This is a genomic window from Qipengyuania citrea (genome assembly GCF_009828015.1).
Taxonomy (GTDB): domain Bacteria; phylum Pseudomonadota; class Alphaproteobacteria; order Sphingomonadales; family Sphingomonadaceae; genus Qipengyuania; species Qipengyuania citrea.
Genome location: NZ_WTYG01000001.1, coordinates 62,618 through 82,456, shown reverse-complemented (window position 1 = coordinate 82,456; position 19,839 = coordinate 62,618). Strand labels below are relative to the sequence as shown.

General features: G+C 64.0%; 19 protein-coding genes. 8 read left to right on the top strand and 11 right to left on the bottom strand.

Features of this window, described 5'->3' with window-relative positions:
* The first annotated feature begins 224 nt into the window (after window positions 1–224).
* Together GRI55_RS00385 and GRI55_RS00380 are read left to right on the top strand one after the other, a co-directional pair.
* Window positions 225–770, top strand: coding sequence for a hypothetical protein (locus tag GRI55_RS00385; RefSeq protein ID WP_160765831.1), 546 nt, complete (start codon window positions 225–227; stop codon window positions 768–770).
* An 18-nt stretch (window positions 771–788) separates the two neighbouring features.
* On the top strand, window positions 789–1,811 hold the full coding sequence (locus GRI55_RS00380; protein WP_160765830.1) for a hypothetical protein: 1,023 nt from the start codon (window positions 789–791) through the stop codon (window positions 1,809–1,811).
* 10 nt (window positions 1,812–1,821) lie between these two features.
* Here the strand turns inward: GRI55_RS00380 and GRI55_RS00375 are convergent, their stop codons facing one another.
* The 4 genes from GRI55_RS00375 to GRI55_RS00360 all read right to left on the bottom strand — a co-directional run bounded on the left by GRI55_RS00375 (window position 1,822) and on the right by GRI55_RS00360 (window position 6,307).
* The gene (locus GRI55_RS00375; RefSeq protein WP_160765829.1) at window positions 1,822–2,031 is read right to left on the bottom strand and encodes a hypothetical protein; all 210 of its coding nucleotides are present in this window, start codon (window positions 2,029–2,031) and stop codon (window positions 1,822–1,824) included.
* A 222-nt stretch (window positions 2,032–2,253) separates the two neighbouring features.
* Window positions 2,254–2,538 (bottom strand): hypothetical protein, encoded by a 285-nt coding sequence (locus tag GRI55_RS00370; protein WP_156488962.1) that lies wholly within the window; start codon window positions 2,536–2,538, stop codon window positions 2,254–2,256.
* 210 nt (window positions 2,539–2,748) lie between these two features.
* Entirely contained in the window at window positions 2,749–3,087 is a 339-nt protein-coding gene (locus tag GRI55_RS00365; protein WP_160765828.1) for a hypothetical protein, read from the bottom strand.
* A 232-nt stretch (window positions 3,088–3,319) separates the two neighbouring features.
* Window positions 3,320–6,307, bottom strand: a complete 2,988-nt coding sequence (locus GRI55_RS00360; protein ID WP_331251261.1) for a TonB-dependent receptor domain-containing protein — start codon at window positions 6,305–6,307, stop codon at window positions 3,320–3,322.
* Between the two features lie 348 nt (window positions 6,308–6,655).
* On the opposite strand from GRI55_RS00360, the gene GRI55_RS00355 reads away from it, so the two are divergent.
* The 4 genes from GRI55_RS00355 to GRI55_RS00340 all read left to right on the top strand — a co-directional run bounded on the left by GRI55_RS00355 (window position 6,656) and on the right by GRI55_RS00340 (window position 10,232).
* Window positions 6,656–7,828, top strand: coding sequence for an acetyl-CoA C-acetyltransferase (locus GRI55_RS00355; protein WP_050600998.1), 1,173 nt, complete (start codon window positions 6,656–6,658; stop codon window positions 7,826–7,828).
* A gap of 27 nt (window positions 7,829–7,855) precedes the next feature.
* The gene (locus tag GRI55_RS00350; protein WP_050600790.1) at window positions 7,856–8,641 is read left to right on the top strand and encodes an SDR family NAD(P)-dependent oxidoreductase; all 786 of its coding nucleotides are present in this window, start codon (window positions 7,856–7,858) and stop codon (window positions 8,639–8,641) included.
* A 176-nt stretch (window positions 8,642–8,817) separates the two neighbouring features.
* Window positions 8,818–9,687: a crotonase/enoyl-CoA hydratase family protein gene (locus GRI55_RS00345; protein ID WP_050600997.1), complete on the top strand. Its 870-nt coding sequence runs from the start codon at window positions 8,818–8,820 to the stop codon at window positions 9,685–9,687.
* A gap of 74 nt (window positions 9,688–9,761) precedes the next feature.
* Window positions 9,762–10,232: a MarR family winged helix-turn-helix transcriptional regulator gene (locus GRI55_RS00340; protein WP_050600789.1), complete on the top strand. Its 471-nt coding sequence runs from the start codon at window positions 9,762–9,764 to the stop codon at window positions 10,230–10,232.
* Window positions 10,233–10,278: 46 nt separating this feature from the next.
* Here GRI55_RS00340 and GRI55_RS00335 read toward each other — a convergent pair whose 3' ends face one another.
* The 7 genes from GRI55_RS00335 to GRI55_RS00305 form a co-directional block, all read right to left on the bottom strand.
* On the bottom strand, window positions 10,279–11,277 hold the full coding sequence (locus GRI55_RS00335) for a type II secretion system F family protein (RefSeq protein ID WP_050600788.1): 999 nt from the start codon (window positions 11,275–11,277) through the stop codon (window positions 10,279–10,281).
* 19 nt (window positions 11,278–11,296) lie between these two features.
* On the bottom strand, window positions 11,297–12,268 hold the full coding sequence (locus tag GRI55_RS00330; protein ID WP_050600787.1) for a type II secretion system F family protein: 972 nt from the start codon (window positions 12,266–12,268) through the stop codon (window positions 11,297–11,299).
* A gap of 51 nt (window positions 12,269–12,319) precedes the next feature.
* Window positions 12,320–13,609 carry a pilus assembly protein CpaE gene (locus GRI55_RS00325; protein WP_160765827.1) on the bottom strand — a complete coding sequence of 430 codons (1,290 nt, stop codon included), beginning with the start codon at window positions 13,607–13,609 and terminating at the stop codon, window positions 12,320–12,322.
* 6 nt (window positions 13,610–13,615) lie between these two features.
* The gene (locus GRI55_RS00320) at window positions 13,616–14,266 is read right to left on the bottom strand and encodes a CpaD family pilus assembly protein (protein ID WP_063505429.1); all 651 of its coding nucleotides are present in this window, start codon (window positions 14,264–14,266) and stop codon (window positions 13,616–13,618) included.
* Between the two features lie 13 nt (window positions 14,267–14,279).
* Window positions 14,280–15,812: a type II and III secretion system protein family protein gene (locus GRI55_RS00315; RefSeq protein WP_160765826.1), complete on the bottom strand. Its 1,533-nt coding sequence runs from the start codon at window positions 15,810–15,812 to the stop codon at window positions 14,280–14,282.
* Window positions 15,813–15,853: 41 nt separating this feature from the next.
* Window positions 15,854–16,861, bottom strand: coding sequence for a Flp pilus assembly protein CpaB (gene cpaB / locus GRI55_RS00310; RefSeq protein WP_050600783.1), 1,008 nt, complete (start codon window positions 16,859–16,861; stop codon window positions 15,854–15,856).
* A gap of 91 nt (window positions 16,862–16,952) precedes the next feature.
* A complete protein-coding gene (locus GRI55_RS00305; RefSeq protein ID WP_160765825.1) occupies window positions 16,953–17,669 on the bottom strand; it encodes an A24 family peptidase in 717 nt (238 codons plus the stop codon).
* A gap of 87 nt (window positions 17,670–17,756) precedes the next feature.
* Between GRI55_RS00305 and GRI55_RS00300 the strand changes: the two genes are divergently transcribed.
* Both GRI55_RS00300 and GRI55_RS00295 read left to right on the top strand, forming a co-directional pair.
* The gene (locus tag GRI55_RS00300; protein ID WP_160765824.1) at window positions 17,757–18,725 is read left to right on the top strand and encodes an alpha/beta fold hydrolase; all 969 of its coding nucleotides are present in this window, start codon (window positions 17,757–17,759) and stop codon (window positions 18,723–18,725) included.
* Window positions 18,722–19,816, top strand: coding sequence for an NAD(P)/FAD-dependent oxidoreductase (locus tag GRI55_RS00295; protein ID WP_050600780.1), 1,095 nt, complete (start codon window positions 18,722–18,724; stop codon window positions 19,814–19,816). The genes GRI55_RS00300 and GRI55_RS00295 overlap by 4 nt, the downstream gene beginning before the upstream one ends.
* The last annotated feature ends 23 nt before the right edge of the window (window positions 19,817–19,839 follow it).

The following is a 19,839-nucleotide window of genomic DNA, read 5'->3' as shown; positions in this document are numbered from 1 at the left end:
ATGAGAACCAAAACTTCCGAACGTGGCAATGCTTTAGCTTCCGTAAGGGAAAACTCGCATGAGGTTTGCCCCGAACTGCAATGAAAATGACACATCATTTGCTACAGAGACATCCATCTGCGCGACAATCACCGGTCCCGACCGTGCGCCGCGGCTTGTCGGCGGGCTGCGATCTGATAGTCTCGCGGCGGTTCTGACGCCCACGCTTTCTAGGAAATCACTGCATGCTGCTTCGTCCTGATCGTCTGGCCTCATCACGCGCAGGTTCGCGCACGATGGGCAATCGCTCCTGGTGCATGGGCGCGGCTTCCGCCGGGCTTGCAGCGATATGCACCCTGGCGTTCCCGGCAGTGACGTCGGCGCAGGACGCGCCCTCCGAGGCACTGCTCGACTGCCGTGCCATCGGCAGCGATGACGAGCGGCTGGCGTGCTACGACCAGGCGCTCGACACGCAGTACGGGGTGGACGAGGAGTTGCAGGAAAAGCGCCGGCAATACCGGCGCGAACGGTTCGGCCTTCCGGTGGATTCCTCGGGGTCCCGGATGGCCGAACTCACCGCGACGATCGCGGCGGTGGATGCGAACCTGCGGACCGGGCAAACGACGATCGCGCTCGACAACGGACAGGTCTGGCAGGTGCTCTCGAGCGGCGGTCTGCGGGCGCGCTTCCGCGTCGGGTTGGAGGTGACGATCAGCGAAAGCGCTACCGGCGGATATCGCGTGCGAATTGCGGACAAGACGGGGTTCAAGGGCGTGACCCGCATCCGCTGAGGGCAGGCCCACCGCACCATGATCACAGATCAGGATATCCTGCAGGATGCGGAATGGCTGCCGCATCGTTATGACGAGACGAACGGCAGCTTCCGCTTTCGGCATGTCCCGCGCGACGTGCAACGCGAGGCCGCGTTCCTGACCGACGAGCATCTGCCCGATACCGGAGCGGAACGCGTGATACCGCTTGAACGGTTCGACCGGCGGGCCCTGCCCGCAGCTCCGATCCACTTCGTGTTCCATTCGGCCTATTGCTGTTCGACCCTGGTGGCACGCATGTTCGATGCCCCCGGCTATTCGATGGGGCTGGTCGAGCCGGTGGTGCTCAACGACGTCGTCGGTTGGCGGCGGCGAGGGGCTCAGCCGGAAAAGATCGCCGCGGTACTCGATGTGGCGCTTGCGCTGCTCGCGCGGCCGTTCGGCGATGACCGCGCGGTCGTGGTCAAACCCTCTAATATCGTGAACTCGCTCGCGCCTGCCATCATGGGTCTGCGCGCGGATGCACATGCGATCCTGCTCTATGCGCCGATCGAAGATTTCCTCGCGTCGATCGCGGTAAAGGGCCTGTGGGGACGCCGCTGGGTGCGACAGGCAATGATCGGCCAGATGCAGGATGGCGTTCTGGCGCAGCAATTTGCGCCCGATGAGATGTTCGAACTGACCGATCTGCAGGTCGCCGGCCTGGGGTGGCTTTCGCACCATTCAATTTACCGGAAAATGCAGGACCGGTTCGGCGCCGGGCGTCTCGGGATCTGCGACAGCCGCAGCCTGTTGGCGGAACCGGCCGAGACGGTTGCGAAATTCTTCGCCCGCTTCGAATTACACCCCGGCCCAGAAGATAGCGCGGCGATCGCAGCCGGACCGGCTTTCACGCGAAACTCGAAGGAATCGACGTCCTATTCCCGCAGCGACCGCGAGCGGCAAATCGCCGCGACGCGCGAGGCCAACAGCGACGAGATCGCCAAGGTCGCCGAATGGGTCAGGGTGGTGGCGGACGGCATCGGACTCGATGTCGCGCCAGTGTCTTCCGCCTTGCGCTGAGACGCAGGGCTCAGGTGGCGCCGTCGTCGCGGTCCAGGACGTCCCACTGGCCACTCGCCGCACCCCTCACGATCGAGCGTGCAAGACCATTGCCCTGTCGGGCTGCGGCCAGCCACTGCTTCTTCGTCATGCAAACTTCGTTCTTGATTGCACGCGAACGAACGCTGCGGACGGTCTTGCAGATCATCCTGTCGCTGGTCTTGGCTTTCTGTTCGGTCACCGCTTCCGCTTCGGGGGACTGATCCTGCGTCTCGCCTCCCTGGGCCGCGAGGCCAGCACCAAAGGGCAGTACAAGTGCTCGAGCACCATGGTCGCCTTTTGCAACGGCCGCCTTGTCAAAGACCGGAATCTGGCTTTGTATCCTGCCGGCCGAGCATGGCGTGGCCCTAATTGGACCTCGGAACCCCCGGTCGGCCTCGGACGGCGTGAACGCCGAACGTCGTCAGTTCGTAATCAGCCCGGAGGAATTCTTCTCCGCCATCGCGCTCGCAAGGCCGCGGCCTTCGCGTGCGACACGCGCCCATTCCCGATTGGTCAGGCAGACACGGCGCTTCTTGGCTCGCGAGCCGATGACAGACTCGGTCCGACAAAGAATGTAGTCCGGATGCTTCTCATCGGTAATTTTCCCCTCCGCATCGCGCGCAGGCTCTCCAGTGCCCTGCTGAGCAGATGCCGGCACTCCCGCAAACATGAGCGCAGTACAGGCCAAAGCACAAATCTTCTTCATCTTCACCTCCTCATCTACGATGATGCATTGCACATCTTGTTCGAGCGAAGAACCGATTTTCCATGGGGGGAGCGAACGATATACGACGCGGCGTCTCGCCGTCGCCGACCGCAGCCCCGGGTGTGCCTATCCGCCCCCACTCTCCCGGGCCGGATCGTAGAGCGCGCCGTCAGGCGCGTCGCTCGGCAACACCCGGCCTGTCCAATCCGATCAGCACACGAATTGCTGGCAGGGTGAGCCGCGCTTGTTCTGCTGGACCGCTTCCCAGTCGATCCCTGCTCGACCGCCTTCGACAATCGCGGTTGCCATGCTCCGGCCTTGTCGTGCCACTTCGGCCCATTGTTCATTCGTGAGGCAGATACGGCGCTTCTTGGCTCGTGATCCGGCTACCGATTCGGTGCGACACTTCACATAGTCGGGATGACGCCTGTCAGTGATCTTGCCTTGCTCATCGCGAGCGGGCTCGGCTCCCTCGTCGCCGGCGGAGAGAGGAGCAGGCGAAACAATGATCGCTGCACAGTACAAGACTCCAAGAAACTTTCTGCGCATTTTTTGATTCCTTCGTGTTCGCGTGTGAACCCGGTAAGTTCTCGGTCCATCTGCTAGTGCCTTCACAAAGAAGTGCACAGCTGAATCGGGAATCCAAATGCCTTTGTTCAAGTCGTCAAAAAGGAATTTGTCCTACCCATTCTATTCCGATCCGCGTTCATGATAGCACCGATTTCAAATAAAAAAAGGGGCGGTGAAAACACCGCCCCTCTCTTGTTCAGCTGATCTGCGACTAGAAGCGAAGCTTTACCGCTGCAGCATAACGACGGCCGAGGGCGTCGTAGGTCGACGGGTAGATGTTACCCGAGTTGTACGCGGTCGAGCCGATGTCCGAACCGACGATGGTCGGCTTGTTGTCGAGCAGGTTCTGCACGGTGAAGACGAACTCGAAGTTTTCGGTCGCCAACCAACGCAGGCTCAGGTCGAAGTAGCTTTCAGCCGGAATGGTGTTGAAGTCCACTTCCTGGCCAGCCACCGGACCAGTGCCTTCCGGCAGGGTGCCGACGAAAGCGTCGCCGCTTTCCGCACGCTGCAGGGGTTCGAACTCGACGCCGTCGAGGTAGCGCCACAGCAGCGAGACATCCAGCTCGTCGTAGAACGAGAAGGTCGCGCGGGTGTTGAACACGAACTCAGGCTGGATCGAGCTACAGTTCACCGAGTAGTAGCTTACGCACTCGCGGTTGACCGAAGTCGGGGTTGCCTGGAATTCGTTGCGGTTCGTCCAGGTGCCGTCGGTCGAGAAGCGGAAGCCGATATCGTCGGTCAGGCTCGTGCGATAGCGCAGGCTGACGTCGATACCATCCGTCTTGATCGTGCCGAGGTTCGACAGGCTGAGCAGCAGCCCGGGAACTTCGTTCGGCGAACCGTCGAGACCACCGGTCGCAGCACTACGAACGATCAGCGAGCAGAACGGATTGTCCGCGCTCGGTGCGTCGTAACAACCGCCGACAAGGTCGTTGACCGTCGGAGTCGTGATCGCGTCTTCAACCTTGATGTTGAAGTAGTCGATCGTGAACGAGAGGTTGTACATCGGTTCGAACACTGCACCCACCGTCCAGGTGGTGGCCGTTTCAACGCCAACATCGGGGTTGCCGCCCGTGGTGATGTTGATCTGGCCAGCAGCCGGCTGGAGGATGTTGCCGATACGGCTCTGTGCGAAGGCCTGGGTGGCGCCGCCTGCAACGATCTGCGAAACGCAGGCCGCCGTCAGGGCAGCATTGCCAACCGGGTTGGTCCCTGCACAGGGATCGACCGCAAGGTTCGACAGCTGGGTGACGACCGGCGTGAAGAGTTCACCGATGTTCGGTGCACGCGACGAACGCTGGTAGTTACCGCGATAGGTGATGCCATCGATGGGGGTCAGCGTACCGCCGACCTTCCAGGTGAACTCACCGCCTGCAGTCGAGTAGTCCGAATAACGGCCACCGGCTTCGAGGGTCAGATCGCGAACGAACGAATCTTCGATGACGGGGATTGCGACTTCGGCGAAGAAGTCCTTGACGTTGTACGAACCGTTGATGTCCGGAGCGGCACCGCCGCCGCCGACAACTGCACCCGGGGTCTGCGAAGCTTCGTCCGACAGGCGGGTTGCGGTGTACTTGCGGTATTCGGCGCCGAGCGCGAACGAGATCGGGCTAGCCGAAATGCCGAAGCCGAGGTCGCCGTCGATGATCGCCTGGGCCTGCGTGAGGCTGGCCTGGGTGATGACCTGCTGCGTCAGGTTGAAGACGTAGTCGATAGCTTCCTGCGAACCGAGATCGCCGAGCGGACCGAACAGGTTGATCGGAGCGCAACCGCCCGAGGGATCGGAACACTGGACGCCACCGGCACCGTCGGGAATCGCGATCAGCGACTGCTGAAGGCGATCAAAACGAGCGAAGCCGCCCTGGCGCTGGATGCGCTCGCTTTCACCGTATCCGCCGGAGACTTCCCAGCCGATCGAATCGGTGATGTCGCCGCGAAGACCGCCCACGAGGTTGAACAGCGTGGTGGTGAAGTCCGAAGTACGCGAACCAGCTTCGGGCGTACGACGACGGACCGAGGTGCTGATTTCGACATAGTCGGGGTTGGCAGTGCCGTCGGCCAGCGTCGCACCGAACTGGGTGTTGCGGCCGGCAGTGCATTCTGCTGCGGTGAGCTCGAGGCCGTCACAGAAGGCCTGTGCCAGCTGGTCGGGCATGAACGGGTTGTTCAGGTTGACCTGGTAGGTGTTGAAGAACGAACCGCCCGGAGCGATGATCGTCGAAACGGTATTCTTCGAGAACGCCGCCTGCGTGAACACTTCGACAGCGTCCGACACTTCGTAGTTCGCCGAACCATAGACGTTGAAACGTTCGAACGGCGTCAGGAAGATGTTGAACGGGTTGAAGTTGAACGGACGATCGAACACGCCGTCAACGTAACCCTGGCCATCGTCGGTCAGCTGACCGAAGCCTTCCGGCGTCGGGCCGACGATAACGGCGGGAATGGCGTTCGAGGAACCGCTCGGGTTGCCCGAGAACGAACCGATGTTGAACAGCGAGAAGCCACGATCACCCTGATAGACGGCGTCCTGGTTCTGGTAGCCGATGCTCAGAACTGCGTTACCGCGGCCGTCGTCGAAGTTGGCACCAATGGTGACGTCGGCACGGAAAACGCTGCCGTCGCCTTCTTCGGTGATCTGCTGCGAAGCGGTTGCCTCGAGGCCTTCGAAGTCGGTCTTGGTGACGAAGTTGACAACACCGCCGATTGCGTCGGCACCGTAGGTGGTGCTTGCGCCGCCGGTCAGGATTTCCGTGCGCTCGATCACTGCCAGCGGAATGTTGTTGAGGTCGACGCGGCCGGTGGTGTCAGCCGGCGTGAAGCGGCGGCCGTCAAGCAGGACGAGGTTACGCGTGGAGCCGATGCCGCGCAGGTTGACGAAGCTCGAGCCGCCGTTGCCGTTGTTGACGGCCGAACCGACGCTCGGAACTGCCGAGGGCAGTTCGCGCAGGAATTCTTCTGCAACGTTGGTCTGGGCGAGTTCGAGGTCGTCGCTGCTGACGACGCTGACCGGGCTGGCCAGTTCGAGGTTGGGGTTCGAGATACGCGAACCGGTAACGACGATTGCTTCCGAAGGCACGACGGGAGCGGCAGTTTCTTCCGCTTCCGTTGCAACCTGTGCCATCGCCGGCTGCGCGAGAAGCGCAAGACCGAGAGCGGCGGGTGCCGCGCTGGCTTTGAGGTAGGTTTGGAGTTTCACTCTGATAATCCCTCTATTGATCGACCGACCCCTGAGGTCGGATCTCCAAGGAACCCCTGGGAGGAATAGAGAAAATGCACGAACTTAACGCCCATGCAGATGCAGGATCCCTCCAGTGGAACGTCGCATGTGCCTTTAGGGACGCGGTGAATGCAAAGCTTTTGTTACATTTTGGCCGGTTTGGCGTAGCGGGTGTGACGCCGATGTCACACCCGCCGGCCCGCCCGGTTTTCATGCGTCCGGGCAGGCGGAGCAATCGCGGAAACATTCGGTCCCGCGCTGCTTGACGTTTACGTAACCCCGGCTTACCCAATTGGTCCCATTTGAAAACCTATAATGAGGATGTCGATGCCCGAAGCCTATATCGTCGAAGCCGTCCGTACCGCCGGGGGGCGCCGCGGGGGCCGTCTTGCCGGGGTGCACCCGGTCGATCTCGCCGCCACATCGCTCGATGCGGTCATGGAGCGCAGCGGTCTCGAGGCCAAGGCTGTCGATGACGTGGTGATGGGCTGCGTCAGCCAGGGCGGCGAGCAGGCCATGCAGGTCGGCCGCAATGCCGTGCTGGCGAGCAAGCATCTGGGCGAGGGCGTCCCCGCGGTCACGATCGACCGCCAGTGCGGCTCCAGCCAGCAGGCAATCCAGTTCGCCGCGCAGGCGGTGATGAGCGGCACGCAGGACGTCGTCATCGCCGCGGGTGTCGAGAGCATGAGCCGCGTGCCCATGGGCTCGACCGCGATGTTCCACATGAAGGAAGGTCTGGGCAATTATAAATCGCCCGGGCTGGAGGAGAAATATCCCGGCATCCAGTGGAGCCAGTTCATGGGCGCGGAAATGATCGCGCAGAAGCACGGCTTCTCGAAGGACGACCTCGACCGCTTTGCGCTGTCGAGCCACCAGAAGGCGATCGAGGCGACCAAGTCGGGCGCCTTCGAGGCCGAAATCGTCGGCGTGGAGATCGAAACCGCCGAAGGCGAGGAATGCCACACGGTCGATGAAGGCATTCGCTTCGACGCGACGCTGGAAGGTATCGCCGGCGTCAAGCTGCTCAGCCCCGAAGGCAAGATCACCGCGGCCAGCAGCAGCCAGATCTGCGACGGGTCGAGCGCGGTGCTGGTGGTCAGCGAGCAGGCGCTGAAGGACTACGGCCTCACCCCGCTGGCGCGGATTCACAATCTGACCGTCACGGCCGGGGATCCGGTAATCATGCTCGAAGAACCGCTGTTCGCCACCGAGCGTGCGCTCCAGCGCGCGGGCATGTCGATCAACGACATCGACCTGTACGAGGTGAACGAAGCCTTTGCCCCGGTCCCGCTGGCATGGCTCAAGCACCTCGATGCCGATCCCGCCAAGCTCAATGTCAACGGCGGCGCGATCGCGCTGGGCCACCCGCTCGGTGCGTCGGGCACCAAGCTGATGGCCACGCTGGTCCACGCGCTCAAGGCGCGCGGCAAGAAATACGGCCTGCAGACGATGTGCGAAGGCGGCGGCGTCGCCAACGTCACCATCGTCGAGGCGCTCTAATTCACTTGAAATCTGAGAGGACAATCCATGGAAGTAAGTAGCAAAACCCCCGCCGTCGTCACCGGCGGTGCATCGGGTCTCGGCGAAGCGACTGCGCGTGCGCTGGCCGCCAAGGGCGCCAAGGTCGCCATCTTCGACATGAACGAGGAAAAGGGCGAAGCCGTTGCCAAGGACATCGGCGGCATCTTCTGCAAGGTGAACGTGACCAGCGACGAGGACGTCGATGCCGGTTTCGCCAAGGCACGTGAAGCGCATGGCCAGGAACGCATCCTCGTCAATTGCGCAGGCATCGGCAATGCGATCAAGACCGCCAGCCGCGACAAGCAGAGCGGCGAGATCAAGCACTTCCCGCTGTCGGCCTTCGATTTCGTCATCCAGGTCAATCTGATCGGCACCTTCCGCTGCATCGCCAAGTCGGCCGCCGGCATGATGACGCTCGACCCGCTGACCGAGGAAGGCAATCGCGGTGCGATCGTCAACACCGCCTCGGTCGCGGCCGAGGACGGCCAGATGGGCCAAGCGGCCTATTCGGCATCGAAGGGCGGGGTCGTCGGCATGACCCTGCCGATCGCGCGCGACCTGATGAAGGAAGGCATCCGCGTGAACACCATCCTGCCGGGCATTTTCGAAACCCCGCTGATGAATGCCGCGCCGCCGCAGGTGAAGGAAGCGCTCGCAGCCAGCGTCCCGTTCCCCAAGCGTCTCGGCCTGCCGGGCGAATACGCCAAGCTTGCCATGTGCATGATCGAGACCGGCTACTTCAACGGCGAGGATGTGCGCCTCGACGGTGCCATCCGCATGGCGCCGCGGTGATCGCCAGACGGCTTTCCCATTGCAGGCGGGAGACCTAGCCTTGCCTGCATGATTTATTCCAGCGCCCCCGTCCGCATGCCGAAAACGGCGCGGGCGGGGGCGCTTTGCATTTGACCCTCGGGACCGCGTTCCATGCGTTCCATCCTGACGGGATGACCGGAGAGGAAAACCAACCCATGTCCTACAGCCAGATCAAGCTCGACATCGCCGACGGCATCGCGACCGTGACGCTGCACCGGCCCGACAAGATGAACGCCTTTACCCGCACGATGATGGCCGAATTCATCGATGCGATCGACACGACCGACGCCGATGACAGCGTGCGCGCGGTCGTGGTGACCGGACATGGCGACAGGGCGTTCTGCGCCGGAGCGGATCTCACGCCCGATGACGGGGGGCATGTCTTCTCCGATCCCAATCCGGTCGACGACCTGTCCGACGAGCGCGTGCGCGACGGGGGCGGACGGCTGACCCTGCGCCTGTTCGATTCCAAAAAACCCTTGATTGGCGCGTGCAACGGGGTGGCGGTGGGCGTCGGCGCGACGATGCAATTGCCGTTCGACATCCGGCTGGCGAGCGACACGGCGCGCTTCGGCTTCGTCTTCGCGCGGCGGGGAATCACGCCCGAAGCCGCCTCGAGCTGGTTCCTGCCGCGGCTGGTGGGCATGCAGACCGCGCTCGAATGGTGCATGACCGGGCGCATATTCGATGCGCAGGAGGCGCTCGATCGCGGCCTCGTCCGGTCGCTCCATCCGCAGGGCGAATTGCTCGATGCCGCGATGGGGATCGCGCGCGAGATTGCCGACAACACCTCGGCCGTGTCGGTGGCGATGACCCGCGCGATGCTGTGGCGGCTGGGCGCGGGCGGACATCCGATGGATGCGCACCGGATCGACAGCCGCGCGATATACCGGCTCAGCCGTAGCGAGGATGCCAAGGAAGGCATCGCCAGCTTCCTCGAGAAGCGCGCGCCGGCCTATCCCGACACGGTCGGCAGCGACATGCCCGATTTCTACCCCTGGTGGGACCAGCCCGAATATCGCTGAGCCGCCGCGCCGGAAGTGAAGGTTACATCGGCAACGGCCTTGCCATGCGAGGGCCGTCCTATAAACGTAGCACCATGCCGAAACACCAGCCCGCCCAACGCCTTGCAGAGTTCCTGCCCTACCAGCTGTCGATCGCATCGAACGCGGTTTCGACGCGGATTGCGGAACAATATCGCAAGCGCTTCGCGCTGAAGACCACCGAATGGCGGATCATGGCCGTGCTGGGTGATCACGGTGCGCTGACGCAGCGCCAGCTTTCGCAGCAGACGCTGATGGACAAGGTACCCGTGAACCGGGCCTGCAAGCGGCTGGAAGACCGCGGTCTGGTGCAGCGATCGCCCAATGCCAGCGACGGGCGGTCGCACCTGCTCGAACTGACCTCGGAAGGGCGCGCGGTCCACGCGGGTATCATGCCGCTGGCGCTCAAGATCGAAGGCCAGTTGTTCTCGGTCCTGAGCGAAGAGGAACGCGCCAGCCTGCTGGACATGCTCGTCCGCGTGCGCGACCAGGCCGGAGACTTCGACGCGGAAAGCCTGGCCGACTAGGCGTCGGCCAGGCTTTCGGGTCGCATCTGCCGCGGGAGCGTGCGGTCTAGCCGATCCCGCCGCTGAAAGCGTCGGCGATCGAACAGGCCGCCGGGCCGAGAATGACGATGAACAGCACCGGCAGGATGAACAGGATGAGCGGCACGGTCATGATGGCCGGAAGCCGTGCTGCCTTCTCTTCGGCGCGCATCATGCGTTCGTTGCGGAATTCTGCCGACAGGACACGCAGCGCCGATGCCAGCGGCGTACCGTAGCGCTCGGTCTGGATCATGGTCGTGACCACGCCTTTCACCGCGTCGAGATCGACACGGTAGGCGAGGTTGTTGAATGCCTTCTTGCGTTCGTTGAGAAACGACAATTCGATCGCGGTCAGCGCGAATTCGTCACCCAGTTCGGGATAGGCGCGGCCGAGTTCCTTGGCCACGCGATTGAAGGCGGCGTCGACGGTCAGGCCGGCTTCGGCGCAGATGACCAGCAGGTCGAGCGCGTCGGGCAGCCCCTTCCGGATCGCATCCGAACGCTTCTTGGCGATGTTGCTGATATAGAGTTCGGGGCCCTTGTAGCCGATGAACAGGGCGAGGGCGAGCGCTCCGACGCGCTTCATCTGCCAGTCGGGGTAGACTTCGACCAGATACAGCATGACGAAGGCGAAACCGCCCAGGAGGATCGGCAGCACGGCGCGCAGGCCGATGATGACGATGGCCAGTTCCTTGTTGCGGAAACCGGCCTGCGCCAGCTTTTGCTGAACGACTTCGACCTGGCTTTGCTGCAGCACTTTCATGCTGCCGAGCGTGTCCTTGATCCGGTCTGTGGTGTCGGTCTTGCGGACGAGGCTCTGGCGCTTCTTCGTGCCTGCCGTGACGAGCCCCATCTTGAGCTCTTCGCGGCGGCCTTCGAGCGCCTTGACGCGCTTGCTCATCGGATCCTTGATCGTCAGCGCCGTATAAATGGCGAAAACGACGGCCAAGGCGGCGATGCCTGCCATGATCGAGCCGACGATGTAAACGTCGAAACCAAGCAGTGTGGGGCCGGTTGCGGGATCCATTGCGCTTATCCTTCCCCGATCAGATTTCGAAGTTGACCATTTTGGCCATGATGAAGGCGCCGATGCTCATCCACACCAAGCCGCCGAGCCCGGTGACAATCAACCGGTCGTCTTCGAAGAACCCGCCGATGTAGGACGGATTGATCCACAGGATCATGCCGAAAACGATGAAGGGAAGCGCTCCGACGATATAGGCGGAAGCTTTGGATTCCGAGCTCATCGCCTTGATCTTGAGCTTCATCTGCGCGCGCTTGCGCAGCACGTCGGACAGGTTCGACAGCGTTTCGGCAAGATTGCCCCCCGTCTCACGCTGGATTGCCAGCGTGATGCAGAAAAAGTTGAACTCGGGAATGTCGAGCCGATCGGCGGTTTGCTGGAGTGCTTCCTCCATCGTCCGCCCGATCTTGATGCGCTCGACCACGCCCTTGAATTCCTCGCCGACCGGGCCGGGTACCTCCTGCGCCACCACGGCAAGCGTTTCGGTGACGGGAAGGCCGGAACGCAGGCCGCGCACCAGCAGTTCGATGGCATCGGGAAATTTGGCATTGAACTGGGCCGTGCGTTTCTTGATCGCACGCGAGACAATGAAATGCGGCAGGCCCGCGCCGACAAAGACACCGATGGCCAGCGCCAGACCGACAGAGCCGCTGCGCAGATACAGCAGGATGGCAGCGCCGATCCCGAGGCCGATCGAGGCGTAGGCATACTGGCTCAGCGTCCAACCCTTGCCCGTGCGGTCAAGCCGGTTGGCGAGGGCCTCGACGCGTGACGTCGATCCGGCAACCCGGTGCATCTTGGGGCGCCGGGCCGCGATGGCCTTCTTGAATTGCGATTCGACCTTGGCATCGGTGCTCTGCGAATGGCGATAGCGAAGCTGTTCGAGCCGCCGCTGGCTGGCCTTGCTCGCATTCGGTCCGGACAGCAGCATGTACCCGATCGCCAGTAGGGCAAAAACCCCGATGGTCAGCAGCGCGAGCTGGGTAATGTTCATGCTTGGTCTCCGTTTGCCTGCTGGCAGAACCGGGTTGGCCCCCGGGCGGCGTTATTGCGCGGGTTCTGCCACCGGGTCGGTCTTTTTCTTCGCGAGCAGCTGCTTGAAATCGAGTGCGCCGAGCAGCGATTTCTTCGCCCCGCCGCCATCGCTTTCGTCGAGGTCGCCTTCGGCCGCCCCGATAACCAGCGAGGCAAGCTGGTTGATCGCGGCACTGGCTTTCGATCCGCCATTCGCGTCGACGAAGGTCTTGCCCAGCTTGGCCGCATTGGTCGCCGCCTTCTGGTCGAACGGGATGGAGATATCGATCTTGCGTTCGATCGAGGCCTCGAAATCGGTCTTGCTGATTTCCGCCATGCCTGGCTGCACCTTGTTGGCGACGACGATGACCTGCGAATGCGGGGCGTTCGTTTTCAGCCAGGACAGGATCCGGATCGTGTCCCGTGCCGAGGCAAGCGACATCTCAGCCGCCAGCACGATCGCATTCACTTCATTGAGCAGATGCGGGAAATTGATCAGCATGTTGCGCGGCATGTCGAGCACGGTCATTTCGAACTGGTGCTTGAACTCTTCCTGCAGCTGCAGGAATGCGGCGCCATCGGTCATCAGCGGCTGGTTGATCGGTGCTTCGGCCGACAGGATGGCGAGGTTCTCGTTCGCACGGATCATCGCGCGTTCGATGAACAGCCCGTCGATGCGGCCGGGATTGTCGATCGCGTCGGTAAGACCGCGGCCCGGTTCCAGGTCGAGCGTCAGCGCGCCGGTGCCGAAATGCACATCGAGATCGAGCAGTGCGGTCGGCATACGCTTCTCGGCCGAGAACAGCCATGCGAGCGAAGTGACCAGCGTCGAGGCACCAACTCCGCCGCGCGTGCCGATCACGGCAGTCGAAATATGGCGTTTGACGCCTTCGTCATCGCCCGCCTTGGGGGCCATGAACACTGCCTGCGCCTGGGTCAGCGAATCGCGCAGCATGTTGGTGGACAGCGGCTTGAGCAGGTAATCGTGGATCCCGCTGGCCAGCAGGTCGCGATAGAGCCGCACGTCGTTGACCTGGCCGATCGCGATGACCACCGTGCCGGGTTCGCAGACTTCGGCCAGTGCGTTGATGTCGTTGAGCGGATCGCCGCTTTCGGACAGGTCGACCATCAGGATGTTCGGGCTTGCCGAGACCGATAGCGACTGGATCGCGTTGCGCAGACCGCCCTTGTTGCATTTCTCGGGGGGCCAGCCGAGCTCGATCACGACCGGGCGCAGCACGTCGAGGGCGTTCTCGTCGCAGATATAGGCTGCAAAGGCATCGCGGTTGCCGGGCAGGCCCGATTTGAGTGAAGCGCTCATGGCTGCTTAGCCTCCTTCTGTGCTGCTGACTTCGGCAAGATCGCCAGTGCCGGTCGGTTCCTTGTCGCGGTAGGCCTTGATGGCCTTGGTCGAGGTCGTGACGATCGTCTCGCCAGTGCCCGCCTGCCCGCTGATCAGGTCTTCGGGATTGGCAACCATGGCTGCCAGATTGCCGTTCACGGCACATCCGTATCCCGGGTAGGTCGCGTTATATTCGTTGCCCTCGGCATTGGCCGACCAATTGGGACAGTCGGGAACGCTGGCCGTCGACCGGGTGATGACGATCCGCGCCTGTCCCGGGGCGACGTAACCGGCAGTCACTGGCGATCCATCGCTGACCAGCAAGCCGTGCCGCTCTGCCAATGCGGCGAGGTCTTCCGAAACCGCCGGGTTGGCCGTGGGGTCGTCGAGCGAAATGCGATCGCCATACCCGAGGCCCATCGCGTCGAACCATCCTGCGATCCGCTGCTGTTCAGCCACCGGCAGGCCCTGGCCGCCGGTCTGGACATCGAGCGTGAAATTGGTGCGTTCGACGACCGGCTGGCGGGCGCTGTAAAGCGACTTGTTCTCGGTCGGGAAGCCGCCGCATGCGCCCAGCGCGAGGCCGAGCGATAGTGCGAGCGAGCCGGCGAACTTGCGTTTGATTGCCTTGGCCATTCTACTCTTCCCCTTATTCGAAGCTGAAGCCGGGCTGCGCCGAAGCGCGGCGTGCCTCGCTCTCGCGCCTGGGTTGCTGTTCGCCGTCATCGGCGGGCAGGCCCTGCGATACCGACGGCGCGGCGGGCGTACTCTCGACAGCACGCGGCTTGGGCCGCTCGGCGCCAGTGACGCCATCGCTCTGCTGGAAACCCAGCAGGCGCTGGAACTCGGACGGCTTGCGGAAGCCGTCGGTCGGCAGCTTGATATCGTTGCCGTCCACCGGCTTCACCAGGTACGGCGTCACCACGATTACCAGCTCGGTCTCTCCCTTGCGGTAGGTGGTCGAGCGGAACAGGTTGCCGAGGATCGGTATGTCACCGAGGCCGGGTGCCTTGTCGATCGTGTTGGTGGCCGAGTTCGACAGCAGCCCCGCGATCATGAAGCTTTGCCCCGACCCGAGTTCGATCGTGGTTTCGGCGCGGCGAGTGGTAAGCGCGGGGACCTCGAACCCGTTGAGCGTGATCGCCGCCTGGCTCGATAGCTCCGATACTTCGGGACGGACGCGCATCGAGATGCGGCCATTGGCGAGAACCGTCGGCGTATAGGCCAGGCTCACCCCGTAGTTCTTGTATTCGATCGTGGTCGTGCCAAGGCCCTGGGCGAGGGGAATCGGAAACTCTCCGCCCGCGAGGAATTCGGCAGTCTCGCCCGACAGGGCGGTCAGATTGGGCTGCGACAGCGTGGTGACGAGCCCCTGCGTCTCCGCAAGATCCAGCGCGGCACCGATATCGAGACCGAGGAACTTGCCGAACGCGCCCAGCGTGCTGCCGGAGGAACCCTGATTGACAATGTTGTAGAGATCGCCCTCGAGGTCGCTCCCCACCGCGACCGGTCCGCCCGGCGAAACCTGCGTGAAGGGGGAGCGGCCCTGGCCGATCCCGAACTTGAAGCCGCCGGTCGCATCCACGCTGGTGAGATTGACACCCAGCGCACGCACCACGCTGCGGCTGACCTCGGCAATGCGAACCTGCAGGTTGACCTGTAGCGGTGTCGCCATGCGCAGGCGGCTGATGACATTCGCGTCCGTACCGACATAGGCCTCGACGAGGCGCTGTGCTTCGGCGGCGTCTTCGGGCGCTGCGACCGTGCCGGTCAGCAGGATGACATTTGACCCCATGGTGGCGACCGATATCTTCGCCTGCGGCATGGCCATGGCGAGCAACTGGTCGATGCTGCCGATGTTCGAGCCCACGCGGATATTGGCGGACCAGATGATGTCGCCCGCCGCATTGCTGGCGTAGATCGTGGTTTCGCCGCCGGACTTGCCCATCACGAACAGCTGGCGCTGCGACTTGATCTGCACGTCGGCGATCTCTTCGTTGGCGACGAAGACGTCGGCCATGGTGCCGGGCACATTGACCAGTTCGCCGCGGCCGATCGACAGGACGACTTCCGATGTCGGGCGCACGACCGACTGCGCCGTCGCGACGCTTGTCGGTGCAGCTGCCAGCGGCGCGATCGCCAGGCTGGCCAGCAGCAGTTTGGATGTAAGACGACGTTTCATGGCTTGGCCCCCTGAATGGCGTACCTTGTTCTGTTTTCCGCTCATCGACCGCCCACCGGTACCTGCGTGGTTTCCTTGCCGCGCGTGACGCGGACCGTGGGGCCCGAATAGGTGAGCGCTTCGGGACCGGCGGTAGGCATTGCGGCCTGCTGCGGGGCGGTCGAGCCCTGCGGCGGAACCGTCCGGCGCTGGAAGCGCGAGACGTCGCCGCCCGTGACAAAACTTGCCTTGCCGTCGATCGGGCGCGACATCGCCTGGCGCAGGATGCGTTCTTCTTCTTCGGGCGTGGCGTCATCGGGGATCGTCACATCACCCGAAGCGATCGCGCGTTCGAGTTCGGTCTGGTTGTCGGCCAGCGAGCGCAGCGACAGGCTGAGCACGCCGATGGTCTGCGCGACGGCGACCTTTTCGGCGATCACCGGAGTGACTTCGAGCGTCACCGTGCGGAACTCCTTCACCACGGTCGAGCCGTCCTCGTTCTTTTCAGACACGGTGGACTGATCGGTGGCCAGAACGCGAAGGTTACGAAGGATGGTTTCCGACGCCTTCAGATTCGCACCCTCGGTGCCATCGACCTCCTGCGTCAGGACCATGTCGACGCGGTCACCCGGGAAGACGAAGCCGGCCACGCCCGACTGGGCGGTCACGGGAACGGTGATGGCGCGCATGCCCGGTGCCAGAGCGGCGGCGAGGAAGCCGCGATCGCCCGGCGCGACCAGCGTGCCCTGCGTGACGGGTTCGCCGGCCGTGATCGGGTGGCGTACCACCGTGCCCAGCAGCTTGCTCATATCGGCTTCGCCGTCGAGGAAATAGGCGTCCTGGACCAGCTCTTCGGGCCACAGCTGGAAGCCGATTGCATCGGCCGTTATGATCGTGCCGACCGGCAGCGCGCGCTGGGCAACCAGGACCTTGGGGCCCTGCGCTTCGACCCGCGCCGCGGCATCGGCCTGCGGTGCGCTGGCGCCGGCGAACATGCTGCGCGCAATCAGCGCCGTACCAACCGCGATTACCAGCGCGGCGATCAGCAGAACCAGCTTCTTCCTATCCATGGCTGTCTAGCCCCCTAATTCGGCCCGCCGGTCAAAGGTGCGGGCAAGTATGGTTTCGTGCCTTACGGGCGAATTGGTTAAGAACGGGTTCTCAACCGCCTGCGACGGGCCCCGCCTGCGCCAGCAACTGTCCGCTGGCGACGATCCAGATGCCCGCGAGCGAGATCGCCGGGCCGTAGGGGACCCACAGGTCCCGTTCGTGCCGGCGAATGATCCGGATCGATCCGAACGTGACGATCAGCAGGACTGCGAACGGTGCTGCAACGAGCGCGATGGCGGCTGATGCGCTGCTCGCCGCAGCCGCGATCAGCGCTTCGGGCACTGGCAATTGCGGCCCGCCCAGGACCGCGCTCGCGAAGAGGGCCGCGATGAGCGTTCCCACCAATAGCATTGCGGTATCGCGCGCCGGACGGGTCCTGATCGTGGTCGAATGCGCCACCCGCCACGCAGCAATCCCCATCGTCAGCACCCAGCCGAGCATAGCCATCGCGATCAGCAGCAAGGTAAATTGCGAGGGCGGGATCCACAGCGCCAGCGCGGTCAGCAGCTTGACGTCGCCGCCGCCCATCTGGCGAATGGCGAACAGCACACAGCAGGTTGCGAAGACCAGCAGGGCCAGTCCGATCTGGAAGCCGATGCCGGGCCAGAGCGGCAATCCGATCGACAGCCAGTACAGCGGCGCACCAAGCGCAACGGTCAGCGTCAGCCGGTTGCTGATCGTCCGGTGCCTGAGGTCGGTCACGATTACCCAGAGCAGTGCGATTGCCAATCCGGCAAGCAATACGTAGGTGAAAATCTGGTTTTGCATGACGCTCCGCAAGCTCTGCTTCGGACGGCAGTGATAGCGCAGCGTGCTTACCAAAAAGTAACCATAGAGGAGGCCGCGGACACCGGCATGCCAGCGCCACAGGAAACCTTCGACCGCCGCGCCATTCCCGCGTCCGCGACCGAATCGCGTTTCGTCCTGCCCGATGGGCATGCGATCAGGCGGATCGACTGGCCGGGATCGGGCGGCGGCAAACGGGGATCGATCCTGTTCCTTCCCGGGCGCGGCGACTTCTACGAAAAATATCTCGAAACGCTCGACCACTGGCATGGCGAAGGCTGGCGCGTGACCGCCGCCGACTGGCGCGGCCAAGCCGGCTCGGGGCGGCTCGGCGGCGACGAGGTGACCGGCCACGTCGCAGATTTCACCGACTGGACCGCCGATCTCGCGCAGCTGTGGCGTGCGTGGAAGGAAGACACCCCCGGGCCGCATGTCCTGGCCGGCCATTCGATGGGCGGGCACCTGGTGATGCGCGCATTGGTCGACGGCCAGGTCGATCCCGATGCGGCGGTGCTCAGCGCACCGATGATCGGCATGGCGGGGCCCCCGCTGCCGCTGGGCCTGCTGCACATGGTGGCGCGCTTGATGACGCGGATCGGCGACCCCCGGCGCCAGGCCTGGAAATGGAGCGAGAAGCCGGGCGAAATGCCGGCTGACCGCAACGCGCTGCTGACCCATGACGGCGGGCGCTATGCCGACGAGCTATGGTGGCGCGAGCAGCGCCCCGAACTGGTCATGGGGCCCGGCAGTTGGGGCTGGGTCGAACGGGCCTATGCCTCGGTGCGGCACCTTGCCCGCAAGGGCATGCTCGAAACGGTCCGCGTGCCGGTGCTGGTGCTGAGCACTGCAGCGGACCGGCTGGTGAGCCATGCCGCCGCGGTCCGCGCGGCCGAGCGCTTGCCGCAGGGCGAACTTATCGCCTTCGGCGACGAGGCGCGCCATGAGATCCTGCGCGAGGTTGATCCGGTGCGGGCGCGGGCGCTGGCCGGGATCGCCGAATTCCTCGACCGCGTCGCGCCGGCGGGAGCAAGGCCATGACCGCCGATTTCGCGATCGTCGGCGCCGGCATTGCGGGTGCCAGCCTGGCCGCCGAACTGGCCGAGGGCGGCGCCAGCGTGCTGGTGCTCGAGGCGGAGGATGAACCCGGCTACCACGCGACCGGACGATCCGCCGCATTCTGGGAGGAATGCTATGGCGGGCCCGAGATCGTGCCGCTGACGCTGGCATCGGGCCCGTTCCTGCGCGACGGCGGTTTCCTGCGTCAGCGCGGCGCCCTCTATATCGCGCGCGAGGGCGACGAGGAACTGGTGACCGACTTCATGCAGCGTTTCGTCCCGACTGGTGCGACGATCCAGCACCTGGGACGCGCCGACCTGCAGAAGCGGCTTCCCGGAGTCCGTCACGAATGGTCCGATGCGATCTGGGAGCCGGTCTGCGCCGATATCGACGTGGCCGCACTGCACGCGCATTATCTGGCGCGCATGCGTGCCGCCGGGGCGCAGCTGGAATGCCGTGCGCGGGTGTCGGGGCTCAAACGCGACGGCGGACGCTGGGAGATCGCGACTGACCGCGGCGCCGCCCACCATGCAGCGACCATCGTCAACGCTGCCGGCGCCTGGGCCGATGAGCTGGCGGCGATGGCAGGTGCGCAGCCCGCCGGGATCGAACCCTATCGGCGCACGGTGGCACAGCTGCGGATCGATCCGCCCGTGTCGAACGATCTTCCGCTGGTGCTCGACATTCGCGGCCGGTTCTATTTCAAGCCCGAATCCGGGCGTCTGTGGGTCAGCCCGCACGACGAAGTGCCGAGCGAAGCGTGCGATGCGGCGCCCGAAGAGATGGCTGTCGCCGAGGCGATCGCGCGGCTCGAGGAAGTGGTCGACTGGCGGGTGGAAGCGGTCGAGCACAAGTGGGCCGGGCTGCGCAGCTTCGCCAAGGACCGCCGACCGGTCTACGGTTACGATCCCGCAGTCGAAGGCTTCGCCTGGTTCGCGGGGCAGGGCGGCTTCGGTATCCAGACATCGCCGGCTGCCGCGCGCCTCGGCCGCCAATTGCTGCTGGGCGAGGCACGCGACGCCCTGACCGAAACGCTCGACGCCGAGCTTTATTCACCGGCGCGCTTCGCCTAGCCAAAAATGCGCCGGGCGCTAGG